The 25,363-nt window shown below is 35.2% G+C and carries 30 protein-coding genes; 20 read left to right on the top strand and 10 right to left on the bottom strand.

Features of this window, described 5'->3' with window-relative positions:
- Window positions 1-37: 37 nt before the first annotated feature.
- A complete protein-coding gene (locus OZP13_RS10445) occupies window positions 38-964 on the bottom strand; it encodes a glycosyltransferase family 2 protein (protein WP_281297098.1) in 927 nt (308 codons plus the stop codon).
- Window positions 961-1,755 carry a glycosyltransferase family 2 protein gene (locus tag OZP13_RS10440; RefSeq protein ID WP_281297097.1) on the bottom strand — a complete coding sequence of 265 codons (795 nt, stop codon included), beginning with the start codon at window positions 1,753-1,755 and terminating at the stop codon, window positions 961-963. The genes OZP13_RS10445 and OZP13_RS10440 overlap by 4 nt, the downstream gene beginning before the upstream one ends.
- 85 nt (window positions 1,756-1,840) lie before the next feature.
- On the opposite strand from OZP13_RS10440, the gene OZP13_RS10435 reads away from it, so the two are divergent.
- Entirely contained in the window at window positions 1,841-2,608 is a 768-nt protein-coding gene (locus tag OZP13_RS10435) for a protein kinase family protein (RefSeq protein WP_281297096.1), read from the top strand.
- Between the two features lies 1 nt (window position 2,609).
- Here the strand turns inward: OZP13_RS10435 and OZP13_RS10430 are convergent, their stop codons facing one another.
- Together OZP13_RS10430 and OZP13_RS10425 are read right to left on the bottom strand one after the other, a co-directional pair.
- Window positions 2,610-3,671: a glycosyltransferase family 9 protein gene (locus OZP13_RS10430; RefSeq protein WP_281297095.1), complete on the bottom strand. Its 1,062-nt coding sequence runs from the start codon at window positions 3,669-3,671 to the stop codon at window positions 2,610-2,612.
- A gap of 136 nt (window positions 3,672-3,807) precedes the next feature.
- Window positions 3,808-4,623 carry a 2,3,4,5-tetrahydropyridine-2,6-dicarboxylate N-succinyltransferase gene (locus OZP13_RS10425; protein ID WP_269240093.1) on the bottom strand — a complete coding sequence of 272 codons (816 nt, stop codon included), beginning with the start codon at window positions 4,621-4,623 and terminating at the stop codon, window positions 3,808-3,810.
- A gap of 99 nt (window positions 4,624-4,722) precedes the next feature.
- On the opposite strand from OZP13_RS10425, the gene OZP13_RS10420 reads away from it, so the two are divergent.
- The 5 genes from OZP13_RS10420 to ruvX are packed head-to-tail and all read left to right on the top strand — an operon-like array spanning window position 4,723 to window position 6,163.
- Window positions 4,723-4,956 (top strand): hypothetical protein, encoded by a 234-nt coding sequence (locus OZP13_RS10420; RefSeq protein ID WP_269240092.1) that lies wholly within the window; start codon window positions 4,723-4,725, stop codon window positions 4,954-4,956.
- Window positions 4,946-5,230, top strand: coding sequence for a type II toxin-antitoxin system RelE/ParE family toxin (locus OZP13_RS10415; RefSeq protein WP_281297094.1), 285 nt, complete (start codon window positions 4,946-4,948; stop codon window positions 5,228-5,230). Before OZP13_RS10420 ends, OZP13_RS10415 begins: the two co-directional genes overlap by 11 nt.
- A gap of 10 nt (window positions 5,231-5,240) precedes the next feature.
- Window positions 5,241-5,474 carry a hypothetical protein gene (locus tag OZP13_RS10410; protein ID WP_269240091.1) on the top strand — a complete coding sequence of 78 codons (234 nt, stop codon included), beginning with the start codon at window positions 5,241-5,243 and terminating at the stop codon, window positions 5,472-5,474.
- Entirely contained in the window at window positions 5,464-5,745 is a 282-nt protein-coding gene (locus OZP13_RS10405) for a type II toxin-antitoxin system RelE/ParE family toxin (RefSeq protein WP_281297093.1), read from the top strand. The genes OZP13_RS10410 and OZP13_RS10405 overlap by 11 nt, the downstream gene beginning before the upstream one ends.
- A gap of 1 nt (window position 5,746) precedes the next feature.
- Window positions 5,747-6,163: a Holliday junction resolvase RuvX gene (gene ruvX / locus OZP13_RS10400; RefSeq protein WP_269240090.1), complete on the top strand. Its 417-nt coding sequence runs from the start codon at window positions 5,747-5,749 to the stop codon at window positions 6,161-6,163.
- Here the strand turns inward: ruvX and OZP13_RS10395 are convergent.
- Complete coding sequence (locus OZP13_RS10395; protein WP_281297092.1) at window positions 6,123-8,399, bottom strand: FUSC family protein; 2,277 nt, start codon at window positions 8,397-8,399, stop codon at window positions 6,123-6,125. The genes ruvX and OZP13_RS10395 overlap by 41 nt on opposite strands.
- Before the next feature lie 190 nt (window positions 8,400-8,589).
- Here OZP13_RS10395 and def point away from each other — a divergent pair, with 190 nt between their 5' ends.
- From def to mazG, 3 genes are all read left to right on the top strand, one after another.
- The gene (gene def / locus OZP13_RS10390; protein WP_269240088.1) at window positions 8,590-9,177 is read left to right on the top strand and encodes a peptide deformylase; all 588 of its coding nucleotides are present in this window, start codon (window positions 8,590-8,592) and stop codon (window positions 9,175-9,177) included.
- A 71-nt stretch (window positions 9,178-9,248) separates the two neighbouring features.
- Window positions 9,249-9,740 (top strand): DUF5606 family protein, encoded by a 492-nt coding sequence (locus OZP13_RS10385; protein WP_281297091.1) that lies wholly within the window; start codon window positions 9,249-9,251, stop codon window positions 9,738-9,740.
- An 82-nt stretch (window positions 9,741-9,822) separates the two neighbouring features.
- Complete coding sequence (gene mazG, locus OZP13_RS10380; protein WP_281297090.1) at window positions 9,823-10,620, top strand: nucleoside triphosphate pyrophosphohydrolase; 798 nt, start codon at window positions 9,823-9,825, stop codon at window positions 10,618-10,620.
- A gap of 281 nt (window positions 10,621-10,901) precedes the next feature.
- Here the strand turns inward: mazG and OZP13_RS10375 are convergent, their stop codons facing one another.
- Entirely contained in the window at window positions 10,902-11,060 is a 159-nt protein-coding gene (locus tag OZP13_RS10375) for a hypothetical protein (RefSeq protein ID WP_281297089.1), read from the bottom strand.
- Between the two features lie 343 nt (window positions 11,061-11,403).
- Between OZP13_RS10375 and OZP13_RS10370 the strand changes: the two genes are divergently transcribed.
- From OZP13_RS10370 to OZP13_RS10360, 3 genes are all read left to right on the top strand, one after another.
- Window positions 11,404-11,817, top strand: coding sequence for a hypothetical protein (locus OZP13_RS10370; protein ID WP_269240084.1), 414 nt, complete (start codon window positions 11,404-11,406; stop codon window positions 11,815-11,817).
- A 24-nt stretch (window positions 11,818-11,841) separates the two neighbouring features.
- Window positions 11,842-12,144, top strand: coding sequence for a hypothetical protein (locus OZP13_RS10365; RefSeq protein ID WP_281297088.1), 303 nt, complete (start codon window positions 11,842-11,844; stop codon window positions 12,142-12,144).
- A 61-nt stretch (window positions 12,145-12,205) separates the two neighbouring features.
- Window positions 12,206-12,862 carry a hypothetical protein gene (locus OZP13_RS10360; RefSeq protein WP_281297087.1) on the top strand — a complete coding sequence of 219 codons (657 nt, stop codon included), beginning with the start codon at window positions 12,206-12,208 and terminating at the stop codon, window positions 12,860-12,862.
- 393 nt (window positions 12,863-13,255) lie between these two features.
- Here OZP13_RS10360 and OZP13_RS10355 read toward each other — a convergent pair whose 3' ends face one another.
- Complete coding sequence (locus OZP13_RS10355) at window positions 13,256-13,936, bottom strand: Crp/Fnr family transcriptional regulator (protein WP_281297086.1); 681 nt, start codon at window positions 13,934-13,936, stop codon at window positions 13,256-13,258.
- Window positions 13,937-14,046: 110 nt separating this feature from the next.
- Here OZP13_RS10355 and OZP13_RS10350 point away from each other — a divergent pair, with 110 nt between their 5' ends.
- The 8 genes from OZP13_RS10350 to OZP13_RS10315 all read left to right on the top strand — a co-directional run bounded on the left by OZP13_RS10350 (window position 14,047) and on the right by OZP13_RS10315 (window position 22,870).
- Window positions 14,047-16,425 (top strand): heavy metal translocating P-type ATPase, encoded by a 2,379-nt coding sequence (locus OZP13_RS10350; protein ID WP_281297085.1) that lies wholly within the window; start codon window positions 14,047-14,049, stop codon window positions 16,423-16,425.
- Between the two features lie 113 nt (window positions 16,426-16,538).
- The gene (ccoS, locus tag OZP13_RS10345; RefSeq protein ID WP_269240080.1) at window positions 16,539-16,730 is read left to right on the top strand and encodes a cbb3-type cytochrome oxidase assembly protein CcoS; all 192 of its coding nucleotides are present in this window, start codon (window positions 16,539-16,541) and stop codon (window positions 16,728-16,730) included.
- Window positions 16,731-16,786: 56 nt separating this feature from the next.
- Window positions 16,787-18,973 carry a cytochrome-c oxidase, cbb3-type subunit I gene (gene ccoN, locus OZP13_RS10340; protein WP_281297084.1) on the top strand — a complete coding sequence of 729 codons (2,187 nt, stop codon included), beginning with the start codon at window positions 16,787-16,789 and terminating at the stop codon, window positions 18,971-18,973.
- A 5-nt stretch (window positions 18,974-18,978) separates the two neighbouring features.
- Window positions 18,979-19,143, top strand: coding sequence for a CcoQ/FixQ family Cbb3-type cytochrome c oxidase assembly chaperone (locus OZP13_RS10335; RefSeq protein WP_281297083.1), 165 nt, complete (start codon window positions 18,979-18,981; stop codon window positions 19,141-19,143).
- Window positions 19,144-19,184: 41 nt separating this feature from the next.
- The gene (locus OZP13_RS10330) at window positions 19,185-20,123 is read left to right on the top strand and encodes a cbb3-type cytochrome c oxidase N-terminal domain-containing protein (protein ID WP_281297082.1); all 939 of its coding nucleotides are present in this window, start codon (window positions 19,185-19,187) and stop codon (window positions 20,121-20,123) included.
- A gap of 93 nt (window positions 20,124-20,216) precedes the next feature.
- Window positions 20,217-21,635: a cytochrome c oxidase accessory protein CcoG gene (ccoG, locus tag OZP13_RS10325; protein WP_281297081.1), complete on the top strand. Its 1,419-nt coding sequence runs from the start codon at window positions 20,217-20,219 to the stop codon at window positions 21,633-21,635.
- A gap of 21 nt (window positions 21,636-21,656) precedes the next feature.
- On the top strand, window positions 21,657-22,100 hold the full coding sequence (locus tag OZP13_RS10320) for a FixH family protein (protein WP_281297080.1): 444 nt from the start codon (window positions 21,657-21,659) through the stop codon (window positions 22,098-22,100).
- Window positions 22,101-22,168: 68 nt separating this feature from the next.
- Window positions 22,169-22,870, top strand: coding sequence for a sulfite exporter TauE/SafE family protein (locus OZP13_RS10315; protein ID WP_281297079.1), 702 nt, complete (start codon window positions 22,169-22,171; stop codon window positions 22,868-22,870).
- A gap of 10 nt (window positions 22,871-22,880) precedes the next feature.
- On the opposite strand, the gene hemN is transcribed toward OZP13_RS10315, so the two are convergent.
- The 3 genes from hemN to OZP13_RS10300 form a co-directional block, all read right to left on the bottom strand.
- Complete coding sequence (hemN, locus tag OZP13_RS10310) at window positions 22,881-24,245, bottom strand: oxygen-independent coproporphyrinogen III oxidase (RefSeq protein ID WP_281297078.1); 1,365 nt, start codon at window positions 24,243-24,245, stop codon at window positions 22,881-22,883.
- A 149-nt stretch (window positions 24,246-24,394) separates the two neighbouring features.
- On the bottom strand, window positions 24,395-24,874 hold the full coding sequence (locus tag OZP13_RS10305) for a hypothetical protein (protein WP_269240078.1): 480 nt from the start codon (window positions 24,872-24,874) through the stop codon (window positions 24,395-24,397).
- 115 nt (window positions 24,875-24,989) lie between these two features.
- Complete coding sequence (locus tag OZP13_RS10300; RefSeq protein WP_269240077.1) at window positions 24,990-25,337, bottom strand: hypothetical protein; 348 nt, start codon at window positions 25,335-25,337, stop codon at window positions 24,990-24,992.
- Between the last annotated feature and the right edge of the window lie 26 nt (window positions 25,338-25,363).

Raw genomic sequence — 25,363 nt, 5'->3', positions numbered from 1 at the left:
TTGTATTATTTCATGTCCTTTTTAACTTCATCGTAGATTACGGTATTACGATTTTTTGTTTGGTTTTTAGTGATTTTGACAATGGAGCACCAGTCAAAATTAGAAAAAACAAAGACCAGTTTTTAGGTTTAAGAATACTGCTGAAAAAATATTTTATAATTAGAAATAGCATTACTATTTTGTGTCCAAAAAATCCATAATGTTTTCTCATAATATAGAGTAACGAAATCTTCAATTCTTTTTTGATTGCCAATGATTTTCCGGTGCTGGCTCCATATAAATGAACAAATTCAGCTTCAGGAATTAAGTAAGCAAACTTTAAGTTTTTGGCTAATCTCAAACATAAATCGGTTTCTTCATAATAAAGAAAAATGTTGGTATCAAAACCTCCAACTTCATAAAAATCAGTTGCTTTAATGAACATAAAGCTGCCAGGAACAAAGTTGACTTGTAACGGATTTGTATATTTCTTTTTTCGTTTCGGATGTTTTTTAGGATTGATACTTTCCAAGAAACTTCTACCAATAATTTCTCTCGCTGGAGACGCAAAATGATCGAGTGAAATCATGAAATCTCCATTTTCTTTGTAGGCTTGAGCTCCGGCAATTCCAATTTTTGGATTGTTTTCTAATGTGTTTTTCAGAATCGACAAACAATCATTTTTCAACAAAGTGTCGTTATTCACGAAAGCTAAATAGTTGGCATTGGCAAATTGTACTCCAAACATGTTTCCTCCGCCAAAACCAGAATTTATGACACTTCGGTGAAGTTCTAAATTCGAAAAATCGACTTCATTACAAAACGATTTTAGTTTTAGATAATCCTCTTTTTGAGAACAATTATCAGTTATGATAATTTGATAATTAATGTTTTTAGAGGTTTTTTCGATAATGGAACGAATGCAATTGATGCTGTGTTCGCTTGAATTGTAGTTGATTAAAATTACGGCTATGTCAAACATCATAAATATTGATTGATTCCTTTTTCGATAAAAGTAAGTTTTTTTTCAGTGGTTTGTCTCTCGATTTCGTTATTGATTTCTAGATGACTTTTGGATTGCTCCTTGTGGTAAATATGATAAGCAACTCCAGAATATTTTAGTCTTTTTCCTTTAATTCCAATGTTATGGAGTCGTTGAATCATTTCTGAATCATCAATTCCCCAACCTACTAAATCCTCATTAAATCCATTGATTTTGATAAAATCTTCTTTCCAAAATGACATATTGCAACCACGAAGTTTTCGAGACCGTTGGTCAACACTTTTGGCAAAATTCATTAAAAAGGGAAGACGAATGGTTCTATCTCTTTTTTTTATTCCTTTTGAAAAAAAGTTGAAATCAATAATTTTTTTTGAAAATAATTCAGATAAAAAAGACTCTTGAATATTCACACGCGAGCCAAAAAGATAATGTCCTTTCTGGGCAAAAGTGAGATGGTCTTCTATAAAGTGTTTGTTCATGATGATGTCGCCGTCAATCTCTACAATATAGTCATGTTTTGCAGCCGCAATAGCTTTGTTCATAATTTTCGGCTTTCTGTTTTTTAAATCTTCGTGCCAAATATGAAGCAAAGGAATCGGGAATTTTTGCTGAAATTTTTCGATTAATTGTTTGGTGTCTTCTCTGGAACCATCATCGGCAATTATCACTTCATTGGGCAAAACCGTTTGGTTCAATATGCTCAATAACAACAATTCTAAAGCTTCAGGCCAATTATAGGTTGGGGTCACTAAAGTACAACTCGGATAAGACATAAATTAAAATTTGGGTAAAAATACGCTAAAAATTTGAAGTCTAAAATGCAATACATACATTTGTCTCACATAAATAAAGTAATTGATGAAATTCACCATAGACCCATTTTTTGAAATAGCAAACGAGGCAATTGTTTCTATCATAAATAACTTCAACTCTACCGGGATTCTTTTTGGCGATGGACAAAGAAATAAAATCAAATTATTTGAATTGGAAGGCAAAACCATCAACATCAAATCCTTCAAAATTCCGCATTTCATCAATAAAATAGCCTACAAATATTTCAGGAAATCCAAGGCCAGACGTTCTTTTGAATATGCTACCACTTTATTGGAAAAAGGAATTGGAACGCCTCAGCCCATCGCTTATTTCGAAAATTACGATTTCATAGGACTCAAGGACAGTTACTATCTGAGCGAACATCTTCAATGCGATTTGACGTATAGGGAATTGGTCGAAATTCCAGATTTTCCGGATAACGAAAATATTTTAAGACAATTTACCCGTTTTTCTTTCGATTTGCATCAAAAAGGAATCGAATTTCTGGATCATTCGCCTGGAAATACTTTAATCAAAAAAAATGCCGAAGGAAGTTACGATTTCTTCTTGGTCGATTTGAATCGTATGAATTTTCACGACAATATGGATTTTGATTCCAGAATGAAAAACCTCAGTCATTTGACTCCAAAAAAGGAAATGATTGCCGTTATGAGCAACGAATATTCCAAAGTATATCCCGCTCAAACCGAAGCCGATATTTTCGAAAAAATGTGGTTTTACACCAATGATTTTCAAGAGCGTTTTGCCAAAAAAAGACGTTTGAAAAAGAAATTGAAATTCTGGAAATCTTGATTTAAAGATTCTGTTTCAAAAACAATTCCATTTTATCCTTGAACAATTCGGGTTCGAATTCTTGATACAAGGAAAGGGCATTTTTTTTGAGTTCTTTTTCAGTTTTCGAAGCCAATAATTTGGGTTTAAAGTCATTCAAATGCACTGAAATATGCTTTAAACCATCTTCAAGAGTGGCCCAAATTTTCTTTTCAATCCAAGGGGAGAAAATAATGAAAGAGGATTTTCCTAATGCTTTTGCCATATTGATTGCACCTCCATCGTTGCCAATAATCAAATCGCAATTGTTCATTATGGCGATAAAAGAACGCAAATCATTGCCCAATAAATCAAAATAGATTTTTTCCTGGGTCAAAGGTTTACAAGCATCAAAAACTTTTTTTGCATCCTTGATTTGCTTTGGAAAATAATTAAAAAGAATATTTACCTCTTGATTGTCGGCAATGTAATCGGCCACTTTTGCCATATATTCCAAGGGATAGGTTTTTAATTTTTCGCTTCCCAAAAGGCTAATCATCACTGTTTTTCGATCTTTTATTAAATGGTGATGTTCAAAAAGTGCGATTGCATCTTGATTTTCTTTATCGGTTACATACAGCTTTGGAAAAGCATCCACTTCAATTTTTAAGTCAAGCGGTTCCAACAACGAAAGTCGTCTTTCGATGGCCAATCCCAAATTGGTTTTTGGAAATTCGGCAAAAGGAACATTGTCGGTATATAAAAAGGTGCGACCTGATTTTTTGTAGGAGATTTTTCTTTTGGCTCCGCTCAACAAAATAATCAGCCAGCTTTCCAATTTCGAATAAGCATCAATCACCAAATCGTATTGGAAGGAGCGAATTTCGAGAGCCAAATTCAGAAATTCTCTTTTGCTTTTGCGATGTTTTTCTTGAAACAAGAGAACATTGTCAATGTTCGGATTGCCTTGCAATACGGGAATGGTAGATTCATAAACCAAATAATCGATTTGTGCATCGGGGTAGGCTTTGCGCAAATTGTTGCAAATGATGCTGCTTACCAGCACATCGCCAATCATTTTTTGTTGTATAACCAGTATTTTCATTTCAGGAAAGGAATTTTTTGACAGTACAAATTGAAGCAAAAAAAATCAATTTTTGGGATAAGTTTTAAATAAAAATTCCAAATTCCAATCGACTTGTCAATTGGAATTTGGAATTTAAAATATTGGGATTTAAAATTTATACCGCAACGTCATATTCGCGCAACGCATTATTCAACGATGTTTTCAAATCAGTTGAAGGTTTGCGAGTTCCGATAATCAAGGCGCAAGGCACTTGAAAATCTCCAGCAGCGAATTTTTTGGTATAACTACCAGGAATTACAACCGAACGAGCAGGAACAAAACCTTTTCTTTCTACAGGAGTTTCTCCAGTAACGTCAATGATTTTTGTGGAAGCAGTCAAACAAACATTGGCACCAAGAACAGCTTCTTTTCCTACGTGAACGCCTTCTACAATAATACAACGAGAACCAATGAAAGCTCCGTCTTCAATAATTACTGGTGCAGCTTGTAAAGGTTCTAAAACACCACCAATTCCAACTCCGCCAGAAAGGTGAACATCTTTACCAATTTGAGCACAACTACCAACAGTTGCCCAAGTATCTACCATTGTTCCAGAATCGACATAAGCACCAATATTTACATAACTTGGCATCATAATCACGCCGCTAGCCAAAAAAGCGCCATAACGGGCAGATGCTCCAGGAACCACGCGAACTCCTTTTTCGGCATAATCTCTTTTTAGCAACATTTTGTCGTTGTATTCGAAGATTCCGGCTTCCAATGTTTCCATTTTTTGGATTGGGAAATACAAAACAACGGCTTTCTTTACCCATTCGTTTACTTGCCAACCTTCGCCAACTGGCTCGGCAACACGCAATTTTCCTGAATCTAATAATTCGATTACTGATCTTATGGCATCAGTAGTTTTTGTTTCTTGCAACAATGCACGGTTTTCCCAAGCTTGTTCTATTATGGATTGTAATTCGTTCATTTTTTGATATATTTTTGGCAAATATACCATTTTTCAGCAAAAGCCAAAAGTATAATCGATTGGAAAATGTTATATCTTTGTACTTTAAATTGATTCGTTATGGAAACCATTAGATTAGAATTTCAACCCAACATCAAAGCCAAAATCTTGGAATTATTGAGTTCGTTCTCTTCGGATGAATTGAAAATTATCAAGGAAGATGAAAATTTTCTTAAGAACAAAGGGATGATACAAAATGAGTTAGAAAAAATTAAGGATGGGACAGCAGAATTTTGTACTTTCGAAGAGTTGGATAGCTATTTGGATGAAGTAATTTCAGAATATGAAAATTAGATTCACTGTCAAATTTAAATTTTTATTAGAAGATCAGGTTAGATATATCTCAAAAGATAAGCCTCTTGCTGCCAAAAAGTTTAAAAAAGAGTTGCTTTCTAATTTAAAAAAAGATTTAAAAAATCCATTTCATTTTAAAGAATCAATTTATTCTGATGGCGATAAAACCATAAGAGATTATGTTTTTAAAGGCTATACAGTTGTTTTTAAAGTTGATAATGAGCTTGAAATTGTTACAGTTGTGGCAATTTTGAAACACAGGAACTCACTATAAATAAAAAATTATGGAAACTATCAGATTAGAATTTCAACCCAACATCAAAGCCAAAATCTTGGAATTATTGAGTTCGTTCTCTTCGGATGAATTGAAAATTGTTCCCGAAAGGTCAACTTTTGAAGATGAAAAAAGAATGCTTCAGTCCAGAATTGATAAAATTAATGATGGAACTGCTCAATTTGTGAGTTTTGAAGAGTTAGATCAATTTCTTGAAGAAACAATTTCAAAATATGAAGATTAAATTAACTGTTGAATTTAAATATGATTTGAATGATATAGTTGATTTTATTTCAAAAGACAAACCTGTTGCTGCAAGGAAATTCAAAATTGAATTAATTAAAAAGATACAAAAAGATTTGAAACAACCTTTTCTATTCAAAAAATCAATTTATTTTGAAGACGAAAATATAAGAGATTGTGTTTTTAAAGGTTATACAGTTGTTTTTAAAGTTGATAATGAGCTTGAAACTGTTTCAGTTGTGGCAATTTTGAAACACAGAAATTCATTTTAAAATGCCAAGAATACTCGCCATAGATTACGGACAAAAACGAACCGGAATAGCTGTTACCGATGAACTGCAAATTATCGCTTCGGGTTTGACGACCATTCCATCTTCCACAGCAATAGATTTTTTGAAAGACTATTTTGCCAAAGAAAAGGTCGAAGCAGTCCTCATTGGTGAACCCAAGCAAATGAATGGACAACCGTCTGAAAGTGCTTCCATCATCAAGGGATTCGTGACGCATTTTACCAATCATTTTCCGGATATGAAAGTCATTCGCGTGGACGAACGATTTACTTCAAAAATGGCGTTCCAGACAATGATTGACAGCGGATTGAGCAAAAAACAACGACAAAACAAAGCGCTTATTGACGAAATATCGGCAACTATAATGCTTCAGGATTATTTGACCCGAAAAATGTTTTAAGTGGGTTGGTTTCCGCTTGAGGCTGGGGTTTCATCAGGACTTTTGTGGTTTTTATGATGTTTTCCGAAAGGTTTGTTAGCCAAACCAATTGTTCGATTACCAATTGTGCTTCCTGCATTTTGAGTTTGAACTCCTGACTATTGATGTCGTCGGCCTTACTCAATTCTTTTTCCCGTATTTTTTTCAATTCGATAAAACTGTTGTTGGAAATATCGTCGATTGGAGCTTCGGTTTCGGTGAGTTTGTTATCGTTTTTCAAAAGCGAAATGGCATAATCCAGATTTTTTATGATGCGGTCAAATATAATGTTAAACGATGCCGAGGCTTCGGTCGTTTTGTGTGATTGCGTATAAGTTCCCAATGAAGCAGCAGCAGAAAGCAGCGCATTATTGACCACGGTAAATTTATAGACCTGTTGCAATTTGTCTTGTTTTGATTTGGGTTCTTGCAACATTCTTTGAAAAGAAGCCATCAAGTTGCCTATTTCTATGAAAGCTTGATTTCTGGCTAGACGATATTTGGCGTTAACACTTTCTTTGCTATTGTATAAAATAGAAATTTGCTGTAAATAATTCCTGTTGGCTTCAATTGAGTTTTTGATGTTTTCATTGGTGTTTAACGACTCCCAAAAAGGCCACAGAAAATGATTGGCCAGAATAGCCAGTGTTGCTCCAACACAAGTGTCCAAAATTCTATACAGAATAACATCATCGGTTGGGTTTAATATGGCGAAAATGAAAATAATGTGCAGCGTTATAAAGGTGGTTCCAATTTTATAATTAGAAGGATTAAATGTCAATCCTAAAATCAGAAAAAGGATGGTTAGTCCGCCAAGAATTGTTGTGGTTGGGCCTGTTGCCAAAATAGCAAAACCGACAACGCCTCCAAAAAGGGTTCCCAAAAAGCGATTAAGTGTCCTTTCTTTCGTGAGTCCGTATCCAGGGCGCATAATCACCACAATGGTTATTAATATCCAATACACATTTTCGAATGGAAGCACTTTTCCGATAATGTATCCTATCAATAATGTGGTGGTAATTCGCAGCGAATGCCTGAATTCTAGCGAAGAAAAACTGAAATTTTCGACTAAAGTATTTAATGGATAATAGTCGGGAGTGATTAAATTCTCTAAATCTTTATCTCTTCCTTTAAGGTCTTTTAATTTTACATTGGAAGTGTAAGCGCGCTCCAGAGTCTTGATTTTCTCTACTTGTTTCTCGGCATAATGCAGCATGTTGGTCAGCATAAGAACGCCTTCGGAAGCTTCTGTTTTGCCTAGCGTTTTTTCGTAATCTGCTATGGCATTTTCGAAAGCATATAAATTTTCGACCAAATTATTTTTTGGCGTGTAACTCTTTCTTTTCCTGATTTTTTTGGATAATGACTTTAAATTTCGGGCAAGATTGTAGGCAAGACTTTGATACGTCATTAAAACCTTTGGATGTTCATCAAATTTTTGATGTAATTTATTGTGGTCAAATGATGTCGAGATTGCCAATTCCATTACTTCAACCAAAGTGATAAAAGACAGCAACATTTTTCTATTTTGATTCGAAGAGCCATAATTGGTTCGATTCCTTACAAGGATTTCCCTGATGTTTTCGTGAATTTCGTTCAGTTCCACCTGAAGATGCAATTGTTTTCGGGTGATTTCTTTTCGATCTGAATTCAATTCCCACAAATCCCCTCTTAATTTCAAATATTTTGCCGTCAATTTGATGCATTCCACAATTTGCAGTTCGGTGTAACGATGCGGATTGATATAGTGGAAAATTAGGGAAATAAGTAAATAAAACAATCCGCCGCTAAGCAAAAGTCCTGCATATTCAAGCATTTTCCATCCAGTATTGATATGGGAAAATGAAATAGAAATAATCATTAAGGCTGAAAAGGCAACCATTGTGGCGCGTTGTCCGTAAACGGCAAGCATTGACAAAATGAAAACTAGAGAGATGAAAACAGGATAAAAAACAAAAGGGTATGGATAAGTTATGTTAATCAATAAGTTGACACTGAAAAGAATTGAAATCGCTACAAGTATTCCGTTAATTTTATGTTTTAAATTACTGGGTGTATCACTTGGAAAGGTAAAAAGTGCTCCAAGGGCTATGATTAGACCGGTTTGCAAATCACCTAAATAGGAAAAGGTTAATACGGGTATGACCGCAGAAAGTCCAGCTTTCAAAGCGTTGGATAGATTAGTGCCGACAGTGAAATCTTTAATTTTTGTTATCATGCTATTTTTGGTTAAGGCAAAGGTAAGAATTGTGTTATTCTATCTGTAATAAACGGCCTCAATTTCTAAACTAATATTTAATTATTAATCATGGGATAATGGTATGCATATTTTTTTACTATTTTTGCGGACTGAAATTAAGGAGAAAGAGATTTTGAATTGGCAGTAGATAATACTTAATACAACACTAATGATTTTACCAATTGTAGGATATGGCGATCCAGTTTTAAGAAAGGTAGGCGAGGAGATTACTTCAGAGCATCCCAACTTGAAAGAGATTGTTGCCAACATGTATGAAACGATGTATAACGCTTATGGAGTGGGGCTTGCTGCGCCACAAGTAGGTTTGAGCATTCGTCTATTTGTTATTGACACAACACCTTTTGGCGATGATGAAGACCTTCCAATCGAAGAACAACAACAATTAAAAGGCTTCAAACGTACTTTTATCAATGCCAAAATACTGAAAGAGGAAGGCGAATTATGGGGCTTTAACGAAGGTTGTCTCAGTATTCCCGATGTGCGTGAGGATGTTTACCGACACGAAAAAGTCACGATTGAATATTGTGATGAAGATTTCAACCTGAAAACCGAAGTTTTTGACGGCTTGGTTGCCAGGGTAATACAACACGAATACGATCACATCGAAGGGATTTTGTTTACCGATTTGATTTCGTCATTGAAGAAAAAATTAATCAAGAGCAAATTGCAAAATATTATGGACGGCAAGTCCAGACCGGATTACAGAATGAAATTTTGCAATAAAAAAGGAAGGTAAAAAAGTGTTCAGTTTGCAGTGGCAGTATTCAGTTTCACAAAAAATAAATAAAAACATATAATTTATACAAAATGAATTTAGAAAAAATATTATCGATTTCAGGAAAACCTGGTTTATACGCTTTAAAAGTTCAAACTCGCACAGGATTTGTGGCCGAATCATTGCTTGACGGCAAGAAAAGCACTGTCGGATTGAAAGTAAACGTAAGTTTATTGTCTGAAATCTCTATTTACACAGTTGATGCCGAAAAACCGTTGACCGAAGTAATGCGAAACATTGCCATCAAAGAAAATGAAGGTCCAGCACTTTCTCATAAAGAAGACAATGCAAAATTGGTAGCCTATTTTTCTGAAATTCTTCCAGAGTACGATTCCGAAAGAGTGTATCCTTCTGATATCAAAAAAGTTTTGAATTGGTACAACTTGTTGCAATCAAAAGGATTGGTTTCTAAAGAAGAGCCAAAAATTGAGAACGCCGAAGAAATAAAAGAAAGCGTTGTCGAAGAAATAGTTGCCGAAAAAGCAAAAGCTCCTGCCAAAAAAGCAAAAGCAAAGAAAGAGTAATGTAAGCTTTCTTAAAATATATTTTAATCCTGTCACGATGTTTTCCTGACAGGATTTCTTATTTTTACAAAAAACGAAAACGATGAACTCCAAACAAACTCAACTTCAAGCCTTCGAACGATTACTGAACATTATGGACGATTTGCGCGAAAAATGCCCTTGGGACAAGAAGCAAACCCTGCAAAGTTTACGCCATCTAACCATTGAAGAAACCTATGAATTGGGCGATGCCATTTTGGACAATGATTTGAATGAAGTCAAAAAAGAATTGGGCGATTTGTTGTTGCACATTGTTTTTTATGCCAAAATAGGAAGTGAAACCAAGGATAGTTCGACTTCGCTCACTACAGGTTTTGACATGGCCGATGTTTGCAACGAAATTTGCGAAAAACTCATTCACCGTCATCCGCATATTTACAGCGATGTCGTGGTCAAAGACGAGGAAGAAGTCAAACAAAATTGGGAAAAATTGAAACTCAAGGAAGGCAAGAAATCCGTTCTCGAAGGTGTGCCAAGAAGTTTGCCGGCATTGGTCAAAGCCAGCCGAATTCAAGACAAGGTAAAAGGAGTGGGTTTCGATTGGGAAGAAGCACACCAAGTTTGGGACAAAGTGCAAGAAGAATTGGCAGAACTTCAGGTTGAGGTCGAAGCCGGAGATCAAGACAAAATGGAATCCGAATTTGGCGATGTCTTGTTTTCGATGATCAACTATGCCCGATTTTTGAACATCAATCCCGAAGACGCTTTGGAGCGAACCAACAAGAAATTCATCAAAAGATTTCAGTATTTGGAAAGCAAAGCCGGCGAATTGGGCAAACCCCTAATGGACATGACCTTGGCCGAAATGGACGTTTTTTGGAACGAAGCCAAGAAATTGTAATAAAAAACCCCTTCGGAAATTTTTTGAATCCAAGCCTCCATAAGGAGGCTTTTTTATTGGTGGCCCTGTGTTTTCAAGTTCGGAGCTTCTTCATTTGAGTTCGGAGCTTATAATTTCAAGTTCGGAGCTTCTTCATTTGAGTTCAGAGCTTATAATTTCAAGTTCGGAGCTTCTTCATTTGAGTTCGGAGCTTATAATTTCAAGTTCGGAGCTTCTTCATTTGAGTTCAGAGCTTATAATTTCAAGTTCAGAGGTTATAATTAATAGTTCGGAGCTTATAATTATAAGTTCGGAACTCCTTTTTTGATTCTCAAAGCATCTCCGTTGACTCTCAGAGCATCTTCGTTGACTCTCAAAGCATCTCGGTTGATACTAAAAGAGTCTTCGTTGACTCTCAAAGCATCTTCGTTGATACTAAAAGAGTCTTCGTTGACTCTCAAAGCATCTCCGTTGATGCTAAAAGAGTCTTTTTTTTGATTCTCGAAAAATAGTAGTGCTGTTTTTACTTCTTAAGATTAAAAAAGGGATCAACAAATAAAAAGTTCTTTTGATTATTTGTAAGAAAAAATGAATATATTTGAGAAGTAAAAAAGCGATACAAAACTTTCGCCAATCTACCCAATTTTGGGTGTATATACGAAGGTTTGTAGCGTTTATATACAAGTTGTGCGTCAGTTTGGCGGAACGTAAACCGAAAAACTACAACTCAAAAACAACTTTTATTGGAAATATTTTATCAGAATGTGGAAAACCGTAAAGTTTTTCAAATCTGAACATTTAGTTTTGGAAAAAGTTAAATCGAAGGCAAAAAAACAAACAAATAGAACTATGAAAATTTTTAATCAAATTAAAGATTCATTTACTTCATCGGAATTTGAAGTAGAAATCACGATGAAAGTAACCGATTTAACAAAACAGTTTAAAAACAAGTTTGGACTTTCATTAAGGGTTTATAAAGGCAAAAAACTTGCAGACGATGGAAGAATGACTTTGAAAACTTTAGACCAAAGAACAACTCAAACTTCTGTAAATTTTGATTCAAGCAAAATGAAAATTAAAGCCAATCAAAAAGTTTTAGAAGTCGAAAATCTATTTTTAGAAAACTTTGGAATTGTAGTGCAAATTGCAGACATAGAAAACAAAAAATTATTAGCCGATGATATAACATTGGGCGATGCGAAAAGAATGAAATTATAAAACAACCTAACAAAAAATTAAATTATGGCAGATTTATCAATCTCGGGCAAAATGAAAGTTAAAACCTTTAAAGCAAACTTTAAAGAAGAATATGGCTCTACTTTAAGAGTTTATGTAGGCAAAAAATTCGCTGACGATGATGCAACTTTAGCATCAATCAGAAAAGAAGATGCAAAAGGTGGAGAAGTAAAAATAAACGGCAAAATGTTAGTCGGTAATTTTGAGAAAAAAATCTTGGAAGAATTTGGAATTATAATTCAAGTTGCAACTCCAGATGATTCAAAATTATCTGACAATTCACTGACGTTAACTGCATCAGGAAAGTAAAAAAATATAAAGTGAGTTGCGTAGCAACTCACTTTATTAATTTCAATAAAACTAAATTCAAATGGGATTTTTCAGTTCATTAAAAGGTCAACTCGGTAGAGATACTGGTAGATTAATTTCTAACAAAGTATATGGAAATAGACACGCTACAAAATATCAACGTGTCGATAATTCGAAAAATATTGCTAAAAATATAAAACTCGAACAAAAATATGAGTTAGAACTTTTAGAGAAAGAAAAAAACAATGAGATTGACTTTCTGAAAAAAAAAGAAGAAATCAAAAATATTCAGGAGAAAAAAGCATTTGTTGACCAAAACTTGAAAAAAATTATTGGAATGAAAATTCCAAATTCTAAAGATGGAATAATTGAAAATTTGCATAGTTTATCTGTTGAAATCACATCAAATAAATGGAAAGATTCTGATGACGAAATAAACAAAATTTCAAATATTTATACAGATGCATTATTTAAAAAATACGAGCAGCATTTAGTTACTTTAAAAAGTAAATTCCCAAATGCTATTGAAATTCAATATTTCGACAAACAAAGTAAAACTTATCAAAAGCAAGCTTTTTTTCAAAAATACAAATTAGCTATTATAGCAATTCCGTTTATAATTTTTATTGTTTGGGGTATAACTAGCGGTTACTTTGAACGTTCTGACAAAGAAACACATCAAAGAAATAACGAACTTATTGACAAAATATTTAAGTAAAGACAAGTTGTAGATAAAAAACCGAACGCACAACACACGCTACAAGCAAGCTGGGCATTTTGCAAAATTTGAAGATGGTTTTGTATTTGAAAAATTAGTATTTAACCGAAAGATTACGCATCTTTAACCCAATCGCTCGGATATGATTAATTTCCTCTTATGGATAGCGCAGAATTGCATTCTGTGCCCACCAACGAGGGCAAACAAAAAAGACCACAGCCCTAAAAAAGTTGTGGTTTTTTGTTTTAATGGTTGGTTCAGTAAGAAATTATGCAGAATTAAAGTATGAATTTTTTTGGAGTGGTTTCAGATTGGTTTTCTCGTGTTTTCCTTCACTATTGATCACAAAATCCTTTACTCGATTGATTGAGATTGATACTATTTCAGAAAAAATTAATCGGCAATTCGTTTGAGTTTTACCATGTCTTTAAGAATGATTTTTTTACCGCTCAGTTCTATTAATCCTAATTTATTGAAATCGGACAATAGACGGATGCAACTTTCGGTGGCCGTGCCAATCATTCCTGCCAATTCTTCGCGCGAAAGCTGGATGTGTAAGGAACCATCCGTGTTTTTGCCAAAATTGTCTTGAAGATAAATAAGCGTTTCTGCCAATCGTTCTTTAACCGTTTTTTGGGAAATAGAAACCAAATGATCGCTGGTTTCTTTCAAATCGCCACAAATGGTTTTCATTAAATTCATCGAAAACTGGTTGTTGGTATCGAAAAAGGTCAAGATTTCAGTTTTTGGAATAAAGCATACTTCCATATCTTCAAGTGCTACGGCACTTAAATTGGCTGGTTCATCGCTAATCATCGATCGTTGTCCGAGTAATTCTCCAGCTTTTATTAGCTTGACAATTTGGTCTTTTCCGTTGGCACTTAATTTAGACATTTTGCAGATACCCGAAGTGATGCAATAAACACCGTTAACGACATCGCCTTCTTCAAAAATGGGCTCGCCTTTTTTGACGGTTCGCGAAGTTTTACATTCAGCAATCCTTAACAGTTCGTCCTTGTTGAGCGCTTTTAGGGAGCTAAGTTCTCTAACAATACATTGGTCACATTTACTCATAAAAAGAAAGATTAATCGAGTTCCGGCAAATCTACAAAATTATATGATAATTATCATCCTTTTGATTTGCTCTCTTAGTACATTTGTGGCTTGTAAAATTAAAAAAAATTATGGAAGGGCAAAACTGTTTCCATTGCGGATTGGATATTATAAAGGAAGAAGAGATTGTTTTTGACGAAAAAAAATTTTGTTGCAATGGTTGCAAGACTGTTTACGAAATTTTTAGCCTCAATGACATGACTTGCTATTATGATTTCGAAAAATCACCTGGAGCAACGCCACTTGATATCAAAGGCAAATATGATTTCTTGGACAACGAAGGAATTGTTGCCAAATTGTTGGAATTTCAAGAAGACAAAACGGCTATCGTTTCCCTTAATATTCCCCATATTCACTGCAGTTCCTGTATTTGGATTCTCGAAAACTTGCAACGTCTCCAAAAAGGAATCAGCACTTCACAGGTTAATTTTCCCGAAAAGAAAGTCCGAATTACCTATAATCCCGAAATCGTTTCCCTTAAAACCATTGTTCATTTATTGAGTTCCATAGGTTACGAACCCTACATCAGTTTGGAAAATTACGAAACCGGAAAGAACAATGTTGACAGAAGCTTGACTTATAAATTAGGCTTGGCTTTCTTCTGTTTTGGCAATATCATGTTGCTTTCCTTTCCCGAATATTTTGAGGTCAAGGAATATTGGCTCGATAATTACCGACCATTTTTCCGTTGGCTAATATTCGCCTTGTCATTGCCTTCTTTTTTGTATTCTGCCAGCGGATATTATGTTTCGGCTTACAAAAGCATCAAATCGGGAATGTTGAACATTGATATTCCGATCGCTTTGGGAATTATTATATTTTTTATCCGAAGTACCTTTGATATAGTAATGGATTATGGTTCTGGTTTTTTCGATAGCTTGACGGGATTGATTTTCTTTATGCTTTTGGGCAAAATGTTCCAAATCAAAACCTATAGTTTCTTGAGTTTCGAAAGAGATTTCAAGTCTTATTTTCCAATAGCCATTACCAAAATCAATGCCGATTCTTCAGAAGAAAGCGTTCCGGTTTATGATATTCAAAAAGGAGACCGATTGTTGATTAGAAACCAAGAATTGATTCCCGTAGACGGGATTTTAATGTCCGAGAAAGCCGAAATTGATTATAGTTTTGTTACCGGAGAAGCCATTCCAATCACCAAAAAATCGGGTGATAAAATATTTGCCGGTGGAAAACAAATGGGAAAAGTCATCGAGATGGAGGTTTTGCATTCGGTTTCCCAAAGCTATTTGACACAATTGTGGAGCAACGACGTTTTCCAGAAAGAAGTCGAGCAAAAACACAAATCCATTACCGATACAATTAGTCGTTATTTTACTCCAATATTATTGCTAATTGCCTTTGCAGGATTTGGCTATTGGATTTTTATTGATGCCAATATTGCATTCAATGTTTTCACGGCGGTATTGATTGTGGCTTGTCCTTGCGCCTTGGCATTGACGGCACCGTTTACGATGGGTAATATCTTGCGAATTTTGGGTAAAAAGAAATTCTACCTCAAAAACGCCTTGGTTATCGAACAATTGGCGAAAGTAGATACCATCGTTTTCGATAAAACCGGGACCATTACAACCAACAAAAAATCGAACATTTCCTATGAAGGCAAAGAGTTTTCGGAAGAGGATTTGATACTAATCAAAAATGTGCTTCGAGCTTCCAATCATCCATTGAGCAGGATGTTGTATGACTTTTTGCCGGAAAGTAAACGATACAAAATCAATGATTTTGAAGAAATTACTGGAAAAGGAATTCAGGCAGAAATCGAAGGCAATCAAGTGCAAATAGGTTCCGCGACTTTCGTTGGAAAGTTGGAAGAAAACAGCATTCAACAAACTTCGGTTCATATCAAGATTAATGAAGTGTATTATGGAAAATACATTTTCAATAATCAATACAGGGAAGGTTTGGCCGAACTTTTCGAACAATTGAGCCACAATTACCAGATCAAGGTTTTGTCTGGCGACAATGAAGGAGAACGCAAGACATTGGAAAGTATTTTGCCAAAACAAACCGAATTAGTGTTCAATCAAAAGCCGGAACAAAAACTGGAATTCATCAAAAAACTCCAACAAGAAGGCAAAAACGTGATGATGGTTGGCGATGGATTGAACGATGCTGGAGCTTTGGCACAAAGCAATATTGGAATCTCCATTTCTGAAAACGTCAATGTTTTTTCACCCGCTTGCGATGCCATTTTGGATGCGGGAGAGTTTAAAAAGCTGAATTATTTTTTGAAATTGTCCCAAAAATCCATTACGACAATCAAAATGAGTTTTGCTTTGTCGCTCTTGTATAATGTTGTGGGACTGTCATTTGCCATAACAGGAAATCTTGAACCCTTGGTGGCGGCCATCATCATGCCTTTGAGCACGGTTACAATTGTCAGCTTTGTAACCATTATGAGTAATTTTTATGCTAGAAGATTAAAGTAAAAAAGGACTGAAAATTCTTTTTTTTTGTTATTTTTAACGAATAATTAAAATATGATAAATGTCATATTTTGAAAAAAGACAATAAAGTATTTTTGTTCACGTAATCTTACAGTATGAGTGTCATATATTTACTTATTTCTATCAGTATCGTAGTAGCCATTTTCTTTTTTATTGCCTTTGTATTGGCAGTGAAAAAAGGGCAATATGACGATGATTACACTCCATCAGTACGAATGCTTTTTGATGATGAATTGATTCATTCTAAAGTTGAAAAGCCCAAAGTCGAAAACCCAACGACTTTATAGTACTCTAAAATCCATTAAACCTTAAACTTTTTAAACCAATTAACAAATAATTATTTATGGAAATGCAACAGTTTTATTATGACAACAAAATTGTAAAGAAGTTCATTTACGCCACCATCGTTTTTGGTGTTGTGGGAATGTTGGTAGGGCTTATTTTGGCCACGATGTTTCTTTTTCCAAATATGACCGACGGCATTTCGTGGTTGAGTTTTGGTAGATTGAGACCTTTACACACCAATGCAGTAATTTTTGCCTTTGTGGGTAATGCCATGTTTGCCGGAATTTATTATTCGCTACAGCGATTGTTGAAAGCCAGGATGTTCAGTGATTTTTTAAGTAACTTGAACTTTTGGGGTTGGCAATTAATTATTGTTGCAGCTGCAATTTCACTGCCGTTGGGTTACAGTACTTCTAAAGAATACGCAGAATTGGAATGGCCTATTGATATTGCCATTGCTTTGATTTGGGTAGCTTTTGGAGTTAATATGATTGGTACAATATTAAAAAGAAGAGAGCGTCATTTATATGTTGCGATTTGGTTTTACATAGCCACTTTCGTAACTGTTGCGGTTTTGCATATTTTCAATAGTTTGGCATTGCCGGTAAGCGGAATGAAAAGTTATTCTGTTTATGCGGGAGTTCAAGATGCTTTGGTTCAATGGTGGTATGGTCACAATGCAGTTGCGTTCTTCTTGACCACTCCATTTTTGGGATTAATGTATTACTTTGTTCCAAAAGTGGCGAATCGTCCCGTTTATTCTTATAGATTATCCATTGTTCACTTTTGGTCGTTGATATTCTTGTATATCTGGGCTGGACCTCACCATTTATTGTATTCCGCTTTGCCAACTTGGGCACAAAATTTAGGTGTTGTATTCTCCATTATGTTGATTGCTCCGTCTTGGGGAGGTATGATAAACGGATTGTTGACTTTGAGAGGAGTTTGGGATAAAGTACGTGTTGATCCAGTTTTGAAATTCTTCGTTGTGGCGATTACAGGTTATGGTATGGCTACATTTGAAGGGCCAATGTTGTCACTTAAAAATGTAAATGCCATTGCGCATTTTACCGATTGGATTATTGCCCACGTTCACGTTGGTGCTTTGGCTTGGAACGGATTTATGGCCTTTGGTATTATTTATTGGTTGATACCAAGAATGGCTAAAACGACTTTATACTCTATTAAATTAGCCAATTTCCACTTCTGGATTGGGACTTTGGGAATTATACTTTACACGCTTCCCATGTATGTTGCCGGGTTTACACAAGCTTCGATGTGGAAACAATTCAATCCTGACGGAACTTTAACCTATGGAAACTTCCTTGAAACGGTAACCCAAATTATGCCAATGTATTGGATGAGAGCCATTGGCGGATCTTTGTATCTTGTAGGAATGTTGGTGTTGGTTTACAATATTATCCAAACCGTGAAAGCAGGCGAAACAATCGAAGATGAATTAGCCGAAGCGCCTGAATTGCAAAAAATTAGTTCAGGCAGAATTCAAGGCGAAAAATACCATGCTTGGTTAGAAAGAAAACCAATCCAATTGACCATTTTTGCTGTTATTGCCATTCTAATTGGTGGAGTAATTCAAATTGTTCCAACCATTATGGTGAAATCCAATATTCCAACAATAGCTAGCGTAAAACCCTATTCTCCATTAGAATTGCAAGGTCGTGATTTGTACATTCGTGAAGGATGTGTGGGATGTCACTCTCAAATGGTGCGTCCTTTCCGTAGCGAAGTTGAGCGTTATGGGCCGCAATCCAAAGCGGGAGAATTTGTGTACGATCACCCATTTCTTTGGGGATCAAAACGTACTGGTCCAGATTTGTTGAGAGAAGGCGGAAAATACAATGACAATTGGCATTTCAACCACTTCTGGAATCCACAAAGTATATCTGCGGGTTCTATTATGCCAGGTTACAAATGGTTGTTCGACAACAAAGCCATGGATAATTCTACTCTTCAGGATAAAATGCAAGTGATGAAAACTCTTGGGGTTCCTTACGATGAGCCAGGTGAGGCACAAATAGCCAATGCCGAAAAGGATTTGAGAACCCAAGCCATCAAAATTGAAGAAAGCTTGAAAAGTGATCCTGACTTTGTGAAAAGTTACGACAACAGCAAGAAAAAAGCCGAAGCTCGTGGAGAGAAATTTGTTCCGATGAACGAAAGGGAAATAGTTGCGTTAATTGCCTATATTCAAAGATTGGGTACTGATATTAAAGTAAAACAATAGTAGTCATGTTCGAACAAATCAAACACAACATGGAAACTATCGCAGGAGTTGCGGTGTATCCAGTACTTTCATTAGTGATTTTCTTTGCCTTTTTTGTGGGACTTGGCATCTGGGTGTTTTCATATAAAAAAGAAAAAATCAAAGAATTAAGTGAGCTTCCTTTGAAATAAAGGATCATTAAAATAATAATAATTTTCAAAATACAGATAAAATGAAAAAATTAATCCCGGCATATATAAGAGTTCTTGTTATTTTCTTTGCGGTTTTTGCTGCTATGGAATATTTCATTGACTCTGGAGAAAAACCTGCTTTTATCAAGTTTCCAATGGTTTCCCTATTTTTATTCGTGTTTCTTTTTCTATTGATAGCAATTGAAATTACCATTAAGGCAGTTGACACCATTACATATCAATTACTTACAGAGGAACAAAAAGCAAAATTGGCTGAAACTTCAAATGTTAGTTTTAGTGAAAGTAGCTGGTACAAGAATTTGATGAAAAAGCTCACTAAATCAGTGCCAATCGAAAAAGAAGGGGAATTATTATTAGACCACGATTATGACGGTATCAGGGAGTTGGACAACAATTTACCGCCTTGGTGGGTGTATTCCTTCTATGCATGTATCCTTTTTGCGGTAATCTATCTAGTTCGTTTTGAAATAATGGGTGCCGACAATCAAGAAATGGAATTGAAAAAAGAAATGGCTCAAGCCCAAATAGATATTGCCGAATACAAAAAAACGGCTCCAGATTTGATGGATGAAAAAACGGTAACTTTACTCACAGATACTGAAGGACTAGCGGCCGGTAAAGCCATTTTTACCACTAATTGCGTGGCTTGTCACAGAGCAGATGCCGGTGGACAAATTGGGCCAAACTTGACCGATGATAAGTGGATTTTGGGTGGTGGAATTAAAAATGTATTTCACACTTTAGTAAATGGTGGTCGTGACGGAAAGGGAATGATTTCCTGGAAAGGAACATTAAAACCTAAAGAGATGCAGCAAGTAGCCAGTTATGTGTTGTCATTAAAAGGAAGTAATCCTAAAGACCCTAAAGCACCCGAAGGGGAAATTTGGGTTGATGAAAATGCTCCTAAAACGGAAGCTTCGGCTACTGTAACGGCAGATACTACAGCGGTAAAACAATAGTTTTACCAACTAATAAATAGTTTTTATGTTTATGATCTTTGTCAAAGGGCTTAACTTTGACAAAGATTTTATGATTAAATAAATATCCAAAAAATGTCAAAAAAACTGGACGAAACGTTTAGAGATACCATCGGAACCATAGATGAAGAAGGAAACAGAAAATTTATTTTTCCCAAAAAACCATCTGGAAAATTTTATGAGTATCGAAAGTGGGTAAGCTATTTCTTGTTGATTATCCTCATTGTGAATCCTTTTATCAAGGTTAACGGCAACCAGTTCATGATGTTCAACGTCTTGGAAAGAAGATTCAATATTTTTGGATTCCCATTTTGGCCTCAGGATTTTTACTTGTTTGTTGTTTTCATGATTGTCGGCGTTGTTTTTGTCATCCTTTTTACGGTCATATTCGGGCGAATATTTTGTGGATGGATTTGCCCCCAAACCATATTTTTGGAAATGGTTTTTCGTAGAATCGAATTCTGGATTGAAGGCGATCGCGGTGCCCAAATTCGTTTGGAAAAACAAGAATGGAACGCCGAAAAAATAAGAAAGAAAACCATAAAATGGTCTGTGTTTCTTGTCATTTCCTTTTTTATTGCCAATATTTTTCTCGCTTACCTCATTGGAAGTGATGATTTAATCAAAATGATTGAGGAAGGCCCGGAAAATCACGTAAGCACCTTAATTTCGCTATTTATTTTTACAGGAGTTTTCTATTTTATTTTTGCATGGTTTAGAGAGCAAGTTTGCATCATTGCATGCCCTTACGGAAGATTGCAAGGCGTGTTATTGGACGATAAATCCATCAACGTGGCCTATGATTTTGTTCGCGGCGAAAAAGAAGTTGGTCGAGCCAAATTCAACAAACAAGAGGATCGGGCAGCATCGGGAAAAGGAGATTGCATAGATTGCAAACAATGTGTACATGTTTGTCCAACGGGAATCGACATTCGTAACGGTACTCAATTAGAATGCGTGAATTGTACGGCTTGTATCGATGAATGTGATACTATTATGGAAGGTGTCGGCTTGCCAAAAGGGTTAATTCGATATGCCTCTGAAGATGAAATCGAGAAAAATGCCAAGTTCAAGTTCACGGCAAGAATGAAAGGCTATTCAGCCGTATTGTTTATCTTGGTTGGAATTTTAATTGGATTGTTGTTTTTGCGAACAGATGTTGAGGCGGTTATTTTGCGACTTCCAGGACAATTGTTCCAACACAAAGGGGATAATATAAGTAATATTTACACGTTCAAGATTATCAACAAAACCAACAATGATTTCAATGACATACATTTCAAATTGGTTGGAATAAAAGGAAACCTAAATGTGGTAGGCGAACAAGATTTAAAAGTGCCTAAACAGGGAATGAAAAGTGGAACTTTGTTTATAGAAATCAACCAGTATCTATTGGAAAATGACAAGACAAAACTGAAAATAGACGTTTATGAAGGAGATAAAAAAATTGAAACTAGCCAGACTAATTTTTTAAGTCCAAGGAGTTTCGATTAACTTTAAATAAAAAACAACAGCATGAAAATTAATTGGGGAACGGCGATTGTAATTGCCTTTGCGATATTTATAAGTTTTATTTTGTATTTTGTAATCCATGTGCAATCGGATTCCAAATACGACAACGAATTGGTTGTGGAAGAATATTACAAGCACGATGCGAAATTTGGTGATGAAATGGCCAGGATTCAAAATGCCCAAGATTTGGCCCAAAAACCGGTAATAACAAATACTGCCGACGGAATTACAATTGTTTTTCCAGAGCTATTTGTTCCAGAAAACATCAAAGGCAAAGTGGTTTTTTATAGGCCTTCCAACAAGAAATTTGATTTTGAAGTTCCTCTTTCTGGTTCTTCTTTGAATGTGCCAAAGAAAAAGTTGTTGGGTGGTCGCTGGAACATTAATATGGAATGGCAATACGAAGGGAAACAATACCTTACAAAAGAAATCATTTATGTTGAATAAAAGTTTCAATGTTCAGTAGTCGGTTTAGTAAACTGAATATTGTAAACTGATACCGAAAACTTAAAACAATGCTTTACACCGCTTTCCTCTTTGGTTTAATCAGTAGTTTTCACTGCATCGGAATGTGTGGTCCTATTGCCATGATGTTGCCTGTGGATAGAACCAATCAAGCCAAAAAAGTTACCCAAATCATAACATATCATTTGGGAAGATTGACGGCTTATGCCTCAATTGGGTTGGTTTTTGGGCTGTTGGGAAGAGGGTTGTATCTTGCTGGAATGCAACAAAAAATGTCGATATTTATTGGTGTGGCAATGATTGCGGTTATCTTGATTCCGGAGAAAGTTTTTGCGCGATACAATTTTTCGAAACCTGTTTTTGTCTTGATTTCTAAAGTGAAATCCACTTTGGGAAAACAATTCAAAAACAAAACCTACAAATCACTATTCACTATCGGATTGCTCAATGGATTCCTGCCTTGCGGCATGGTTTATGTTGCCTTGTTTGGCGCTATTGCGATGCAAAACGAAGTTCTGGGCGTTTTTTATATGGTGTTGGTTGGGTTGGGCACCGTTCCAATGATGAGCAGTGTGGTTTATCTCCAGTCTTTTTTGACAGTTCCCGTTCGAAATAAAATACAAAAAGCTATTCCTTATGTTGCCGTGGCAATGGGAATAGCATTTATTTTAAGAGGTTTGGGCTTGGGAATCCCTTATGTGTCTCCTTCTGACATGAGTTTATTCGTGCAGTCAACACCAAATTGTCATTGATTAACTCTCTTTAAATCGTCATCGAAAACAATTGTGTTTCGGGTGTTTTTCTTTTCAAGCGCAAATCAAAAGCCATGCAAATGTTGCGAATAAAGGGTTTGCCGGCATCAGTGACCAAAATTCCATTTGTTTTGATAATGACCAATCTGTCCTTTTTCATTTCTTCCAGTTGGGCTATTATTTCTGGAATTTCTTCTACATAATTGGCTTTGTCTTCCCAAGAAGTTTCAAATTGACACATAATGTTCAAAATGTGTTTTCTAATGATGAGGTCTTCGGTAGTTAAAAGATGTCCTCTGAGAATAGGTAATTTATCCGTTTCTAAAAGAGCATAATATTCTTCCAAACTTTTTACGTTTTGCGCAAAACTATACCAACTGTCGCTTATGGAAGAAACTCCCAAACCAATCATTAGTTGGGTTTTTGAAGAACTGTAGCCCATAAAATTACGGTGTAATTTTCCGTTTTTGAAGGATCCATACAAGCTGTCGCTTTTTAAGGCAAAATGATCCATTCCTATCTCATAATAATCATTTTCGTCCAATAAATCTTTCCCCACTTCATACAGTTGTCGCTTCTCTTCGTCTTTTGGAATATCTTCATCATTAAAACCGCGCTGTCCATTTCCTTTTATCCATGGCACATGGGCATAACTGTAGAATGCTAATCGGTCTGGTTGTAACGAATGTGTTTTTTCAATGGTGTCAATTACATCGTCAATTCCTTGAAAAGGCAATCCAAAAATAAGGTCGTGACCAATGGAGGTATAACCGATTTCCTTGGCCCAAAAAGTGACTTTGGCCACATTATGGAAAGGTTGGTTTCTATGAATGGCTTTTTGTACTTTTTCTGAGTAATCCTGAACACCAAAACTAACTCTTCTAAAACCTAATTCATATAGTTTTTGCAAATGGGCGCGAGTCGTATTGTTGGGATGGCCTTCAAAACTGAATTCGTGATCTTTGGCTTTTTCTGCGTAACAGAAAATTCCGTTTATCAAGTCTTCCAAATTTTTTGTGGAGAAAAAAGTAGGTGTTCCTCCACCCAAATGAATTTCTTTTATAATGGGTTTTTCGTCAAGAATATCGCAGTATAAAGCCCATTCTTTTAGAACGGCTTCAATATAAGGGTTTTCTACATCGTGATTTTTCGTGATTCGCTTGTTGCAACCACAAAATGTACACATACTTTCGCAAAAAGGAAGATGTATATAAAGACTCAATCCTTCTTTTGAATTACTTTCCACAAAAGACCTCTTTAAGGTCTCAAGCCAGTTTTCATAGGTAAAGTTGTCTTCGTCCCAATAAGGAACTGTTGGATAACTTGTGTATCTCGGGCCCGGAACATTATATTTTTGAAGGATAGAATTATTCATAATAGACACGTTTTTCATTATTCAAAAGTAAACTGAGAATGTTAAAATTAAAATGATAATTATCATATAAAATTTCGCTTTTGCTTACAAAAAAAGAGGCTTTTAATGCCTCTTCTGATGAATTAATAATCAATGTAAAAAAATACGGATTAGTTAGAAATACACTCCTGGATAATTTCTCTCCATTTCTTTGCCAATTGATGGTCTTCATACAAGCAAACCTGGTCTATTTGATCATTTTCAATTTTGTAAAATGGAATCGATTCTGTTTTTTTATCTTTCTTGTTTTGAAATTCAAACTCGATTTTTACGATGGTATTGGAGTTTCCTTCTGCTGTAATCGACAGTTTGCAGGAATCAATGGTATTTAGGTCTATAAAATTCACGATTTCTTCTTCCCTGGAATTAAAATCCATTAAAAGAAATCCTTTGTTTTTTTCGTCCAAAGCCAAGACTTTTTTGTTTTGGGTTTCCGTTAATTCAAAGTTTAAGCGATTGTTTTGGCTGAATTTATCTTTTATTTCTTTGATTTTTGTATTATTAATTGAATTTGATCTCATAGCGTAGAATATGGGAATCCCGATTAATAAGGTTATGAAAAGGCCTATAATAGTTACGGATGTGTCCATTTATTTTTGTTTTTTAAATTTGAAATATAACATAAAGGGGAGCTGAATATCGAATTGATATTAGCCCGGAAAAGAAGATTCGACTCTTCTAATTGTGGAAAATAAATGCTTTAAATCACCAAAAATAATGGAAAGGAAAGAGTAGGAGCGAAACCATTTCACATCGGTTGATGTCTTGATTCGCAAAAGGGGTAAAAAGGGTAACGACTTTTAAAATTGGAATGACAACCAGATAATTTTCAAAATATTTTACGACTGAAAAATCTAGTGTTTTTTGAGGAGAAGCAAAAAAACTGCTTGCTTGCGGCTGGATGAAAACCGAAGAATGGATACCGTCAACAGAAAAGGAAGATTCGGTTTTTGCGGACTGGATTTTGTCAACAGTAGATTCATTTGCATTAAAAGCAAATAAAAAAACTATCGATAGTCCAATAAAAACAAGGGTTTTTCGAATCCAATTCATTTTGCAAATTTAAAGGTTACCGTCAA

Origin of the sequence: Flavobacterium limnophilum, assembly GCF_027111315.2 — a bacterium.
GTDB lineage: Bacteria > Bacteroidota > Bacteroidia > Flavobacteriales > Flavobacteriaceae > Flavobacterium > Flavobacterium limnophilum.
Note: the sequence above shows the minus strand (reverse complement) of the source record. Positions and strands in the feature narration are given on the sequence as shown.

Excerpts from the sequence above, each read along its gene's own strand:
- OZP13_RS10445 (WP_281297098.1), bottom strand. The coding sequence starts at position 964 with ATGATGTTTGACATAGCCGTAATTTTAATCAACTACAATTCAAGCGAA.
- OZP13_RS10440 (WP_281297097.1), bottom strand. The coding sequence starts at position 1,755 with ATGTCTTATCCGAGTTGTACTTTAGTGACCCCAACCTATAATTGGCCT.
- OZP13_RS10435 (WP_281297096.1), top strand. The coding sequence starts at position 1,841 with ATGAAATTCACCATAGACCCATTTTTTGAAATAGCAAACGAGGCAATT.
- OZP13_RS10430 (WP_281297095.1), bottom strand. The coding sequence starts at position 3,671 with ATGAAAATACTGGTTATACAACAAAAAATGATTGGCGATGTGCTGGTA.
- OZP13_RS10425 (WP_269240093.1), bottom strand. The coding sequence starts at position 4,623 with ATGAACGAATTACAATCCATAATAGAACAAGCTTGGGAAAACCGTGCA.
- OZP13_RS10420 (WP_269240092.1), top strand. The coding sequence starts at position 4,723 with ATGGAAACCATTAGATTAGAATTTCAACCCAACATCAAAGCCAAAATC.
- OZP13_RS10415 (WP_281297094.1), top strand. The coding sequence starts at position 4,946 with ATGAAAATTAGATTCACTGTCAAATTTAAATTTTTATTAGAAGATCAG.
- OZP13_RS10410 (WP_269240091.1), top strand. The coding sequence starts at position 5,241 with ATGGAAACTATCAGATTAGAATTTCAACCCAACATCAAAGCCAAAATC.
- OZP13_RS10405 (WP_281297093.1), top strand. The coding sequence starts at position 5,464 with ATGAAGATTAAATTAACTGTTGAATTTAAATATGATTTGAATGATATA.
- ruvX (WP_269240090.1), top strand. The coding sequence starts at position 5,747 with ATGCCAAGAATACTCGCCATAGATTACGGACAAAAACGAACCGGAATA.
- OZP13_RS10395 (WP_281297092.1), bottom strand. The coding sequence starts at position 8,399 with ATGATAACAAAAATTAAAGATTTCACTGTCGGCACTAATCTATCCAAC.
- def (WP_269240088.1), top strand. The coding sequence starts at position 8,590 with ATGATTTTACCAATTGTAGGATATGGCGATCCAGTTTTAAGAAAGGTA.
- OZP13_RS10385 (WP_281297091.1), top strand. The coding sequence starts at position 9,249 with ATGAATTTAGAAAAAATATTATCGATTTCAGGAAAACCTGGTTTATAC.
- mazG (WP_281297090.1), top strand. The coding sequence starts at position 9,823 with ATGAACTCCAAACAAACTCAACTTCAAGCCTTCGAACGATTACTGAAC.
- OZP13_RS10365 (WP_281297088.1), top strand. The coding sequence starts at position 11,842 with ATGGCAGATTTATCAATCTCGGGCAAAATGAAAGTTAAAACCTTTAAA.
- OZP13_RS10360 (WP_281297087.1), top strand. The coding sequence starts at position 12,206 with ATGGGATTTTTCAGTTCATTAAAAGGTCAACTCGGTAGAGATACTGGT.
- OZP13_RS10355 (WP_281297086.1), bottom strand. The coding sequence starts at position 13,936 with ATGAGTAAATGTGACCAATGTATTGTTAGAGAACTTAGCTCCCTAAAA.
- OZP13_RS10350 (WP_281297085.1), top strand. The coding sequence starts at position 14,047 with ATGGAAGGGCAAAACTGTTTCCATTGCGGATTGGATATTATAAAGGAA.
- ccoS (WP_269240080.1), top strand. The coding sequence starts at position 16,539 with ATGAGTGTCATATATTTACTTATTTCTATCAGTATCGTAGTAGCCATT.
- ccoN (WP_281297084.1), top strand. The coding sequence starts at position 16,787 with ATGGAAATGCAACAGTTTTATTATGACAACAAAATTGTAAAGAAGTTC.
- OZP13_RS10335 (WP_281297083.1), top strand. The coding sequence starts at position 18,979 with ATGTTCGAACAAATCAAACACAACATGGAAACTATCGCAGGAGTTGCG.
- OZP13_RS10330 (WP_281297082.1), top strand. The coding sequence starts at position 19,185 with ATGAAAAAATTAATCCCGGCATATATAAGAGTTCTTGTTATTTTCTTT.
- ccoG (WP_281297081.1), top strand. The coding sequence starts at position 20,217 with ATGTCAAAAAAACTGGACGAAACGTTTAGAGATACCATCGGAACCATA.
- OZP13_RS10320 (WP_281297080.1), top strand. The coding sequence starts at position 21,657 with ATGAAAATTAATTGGGGAACGGCGATTGTAATTGCCTTTGCGATATTT.
- OZP13_RS10315 (WP_281297079.1), top strand. The coding sequence starts at position 22,169 with ATGCTTTACACCGCTTTCCTCTTTGGTTTAATCAGTAGTTTTCACTGC.
- hemN (WP_281297078.1), bottom strand. The coding sequence starts at position 24,245 with ATGAATAATTCTATCCTTCAAAAATATAATGTTCCGGGCCCGAGATAC.
- OZP13_RS10305 (WP_269240078.1), bottom strand. The coding sequence starts at position 24,874 with ATGGACACATCCGTAACTATTATAGGCCTTTTCATAACCTTATTAATC.
- OZP13_RS10300 (WP_269240077.1), bottom strand. The coding sequence starts at position 25,337 with ATGAATTGGATTCGAAAAACCCTTGTTTTTATTGGACTATCGATAGTT.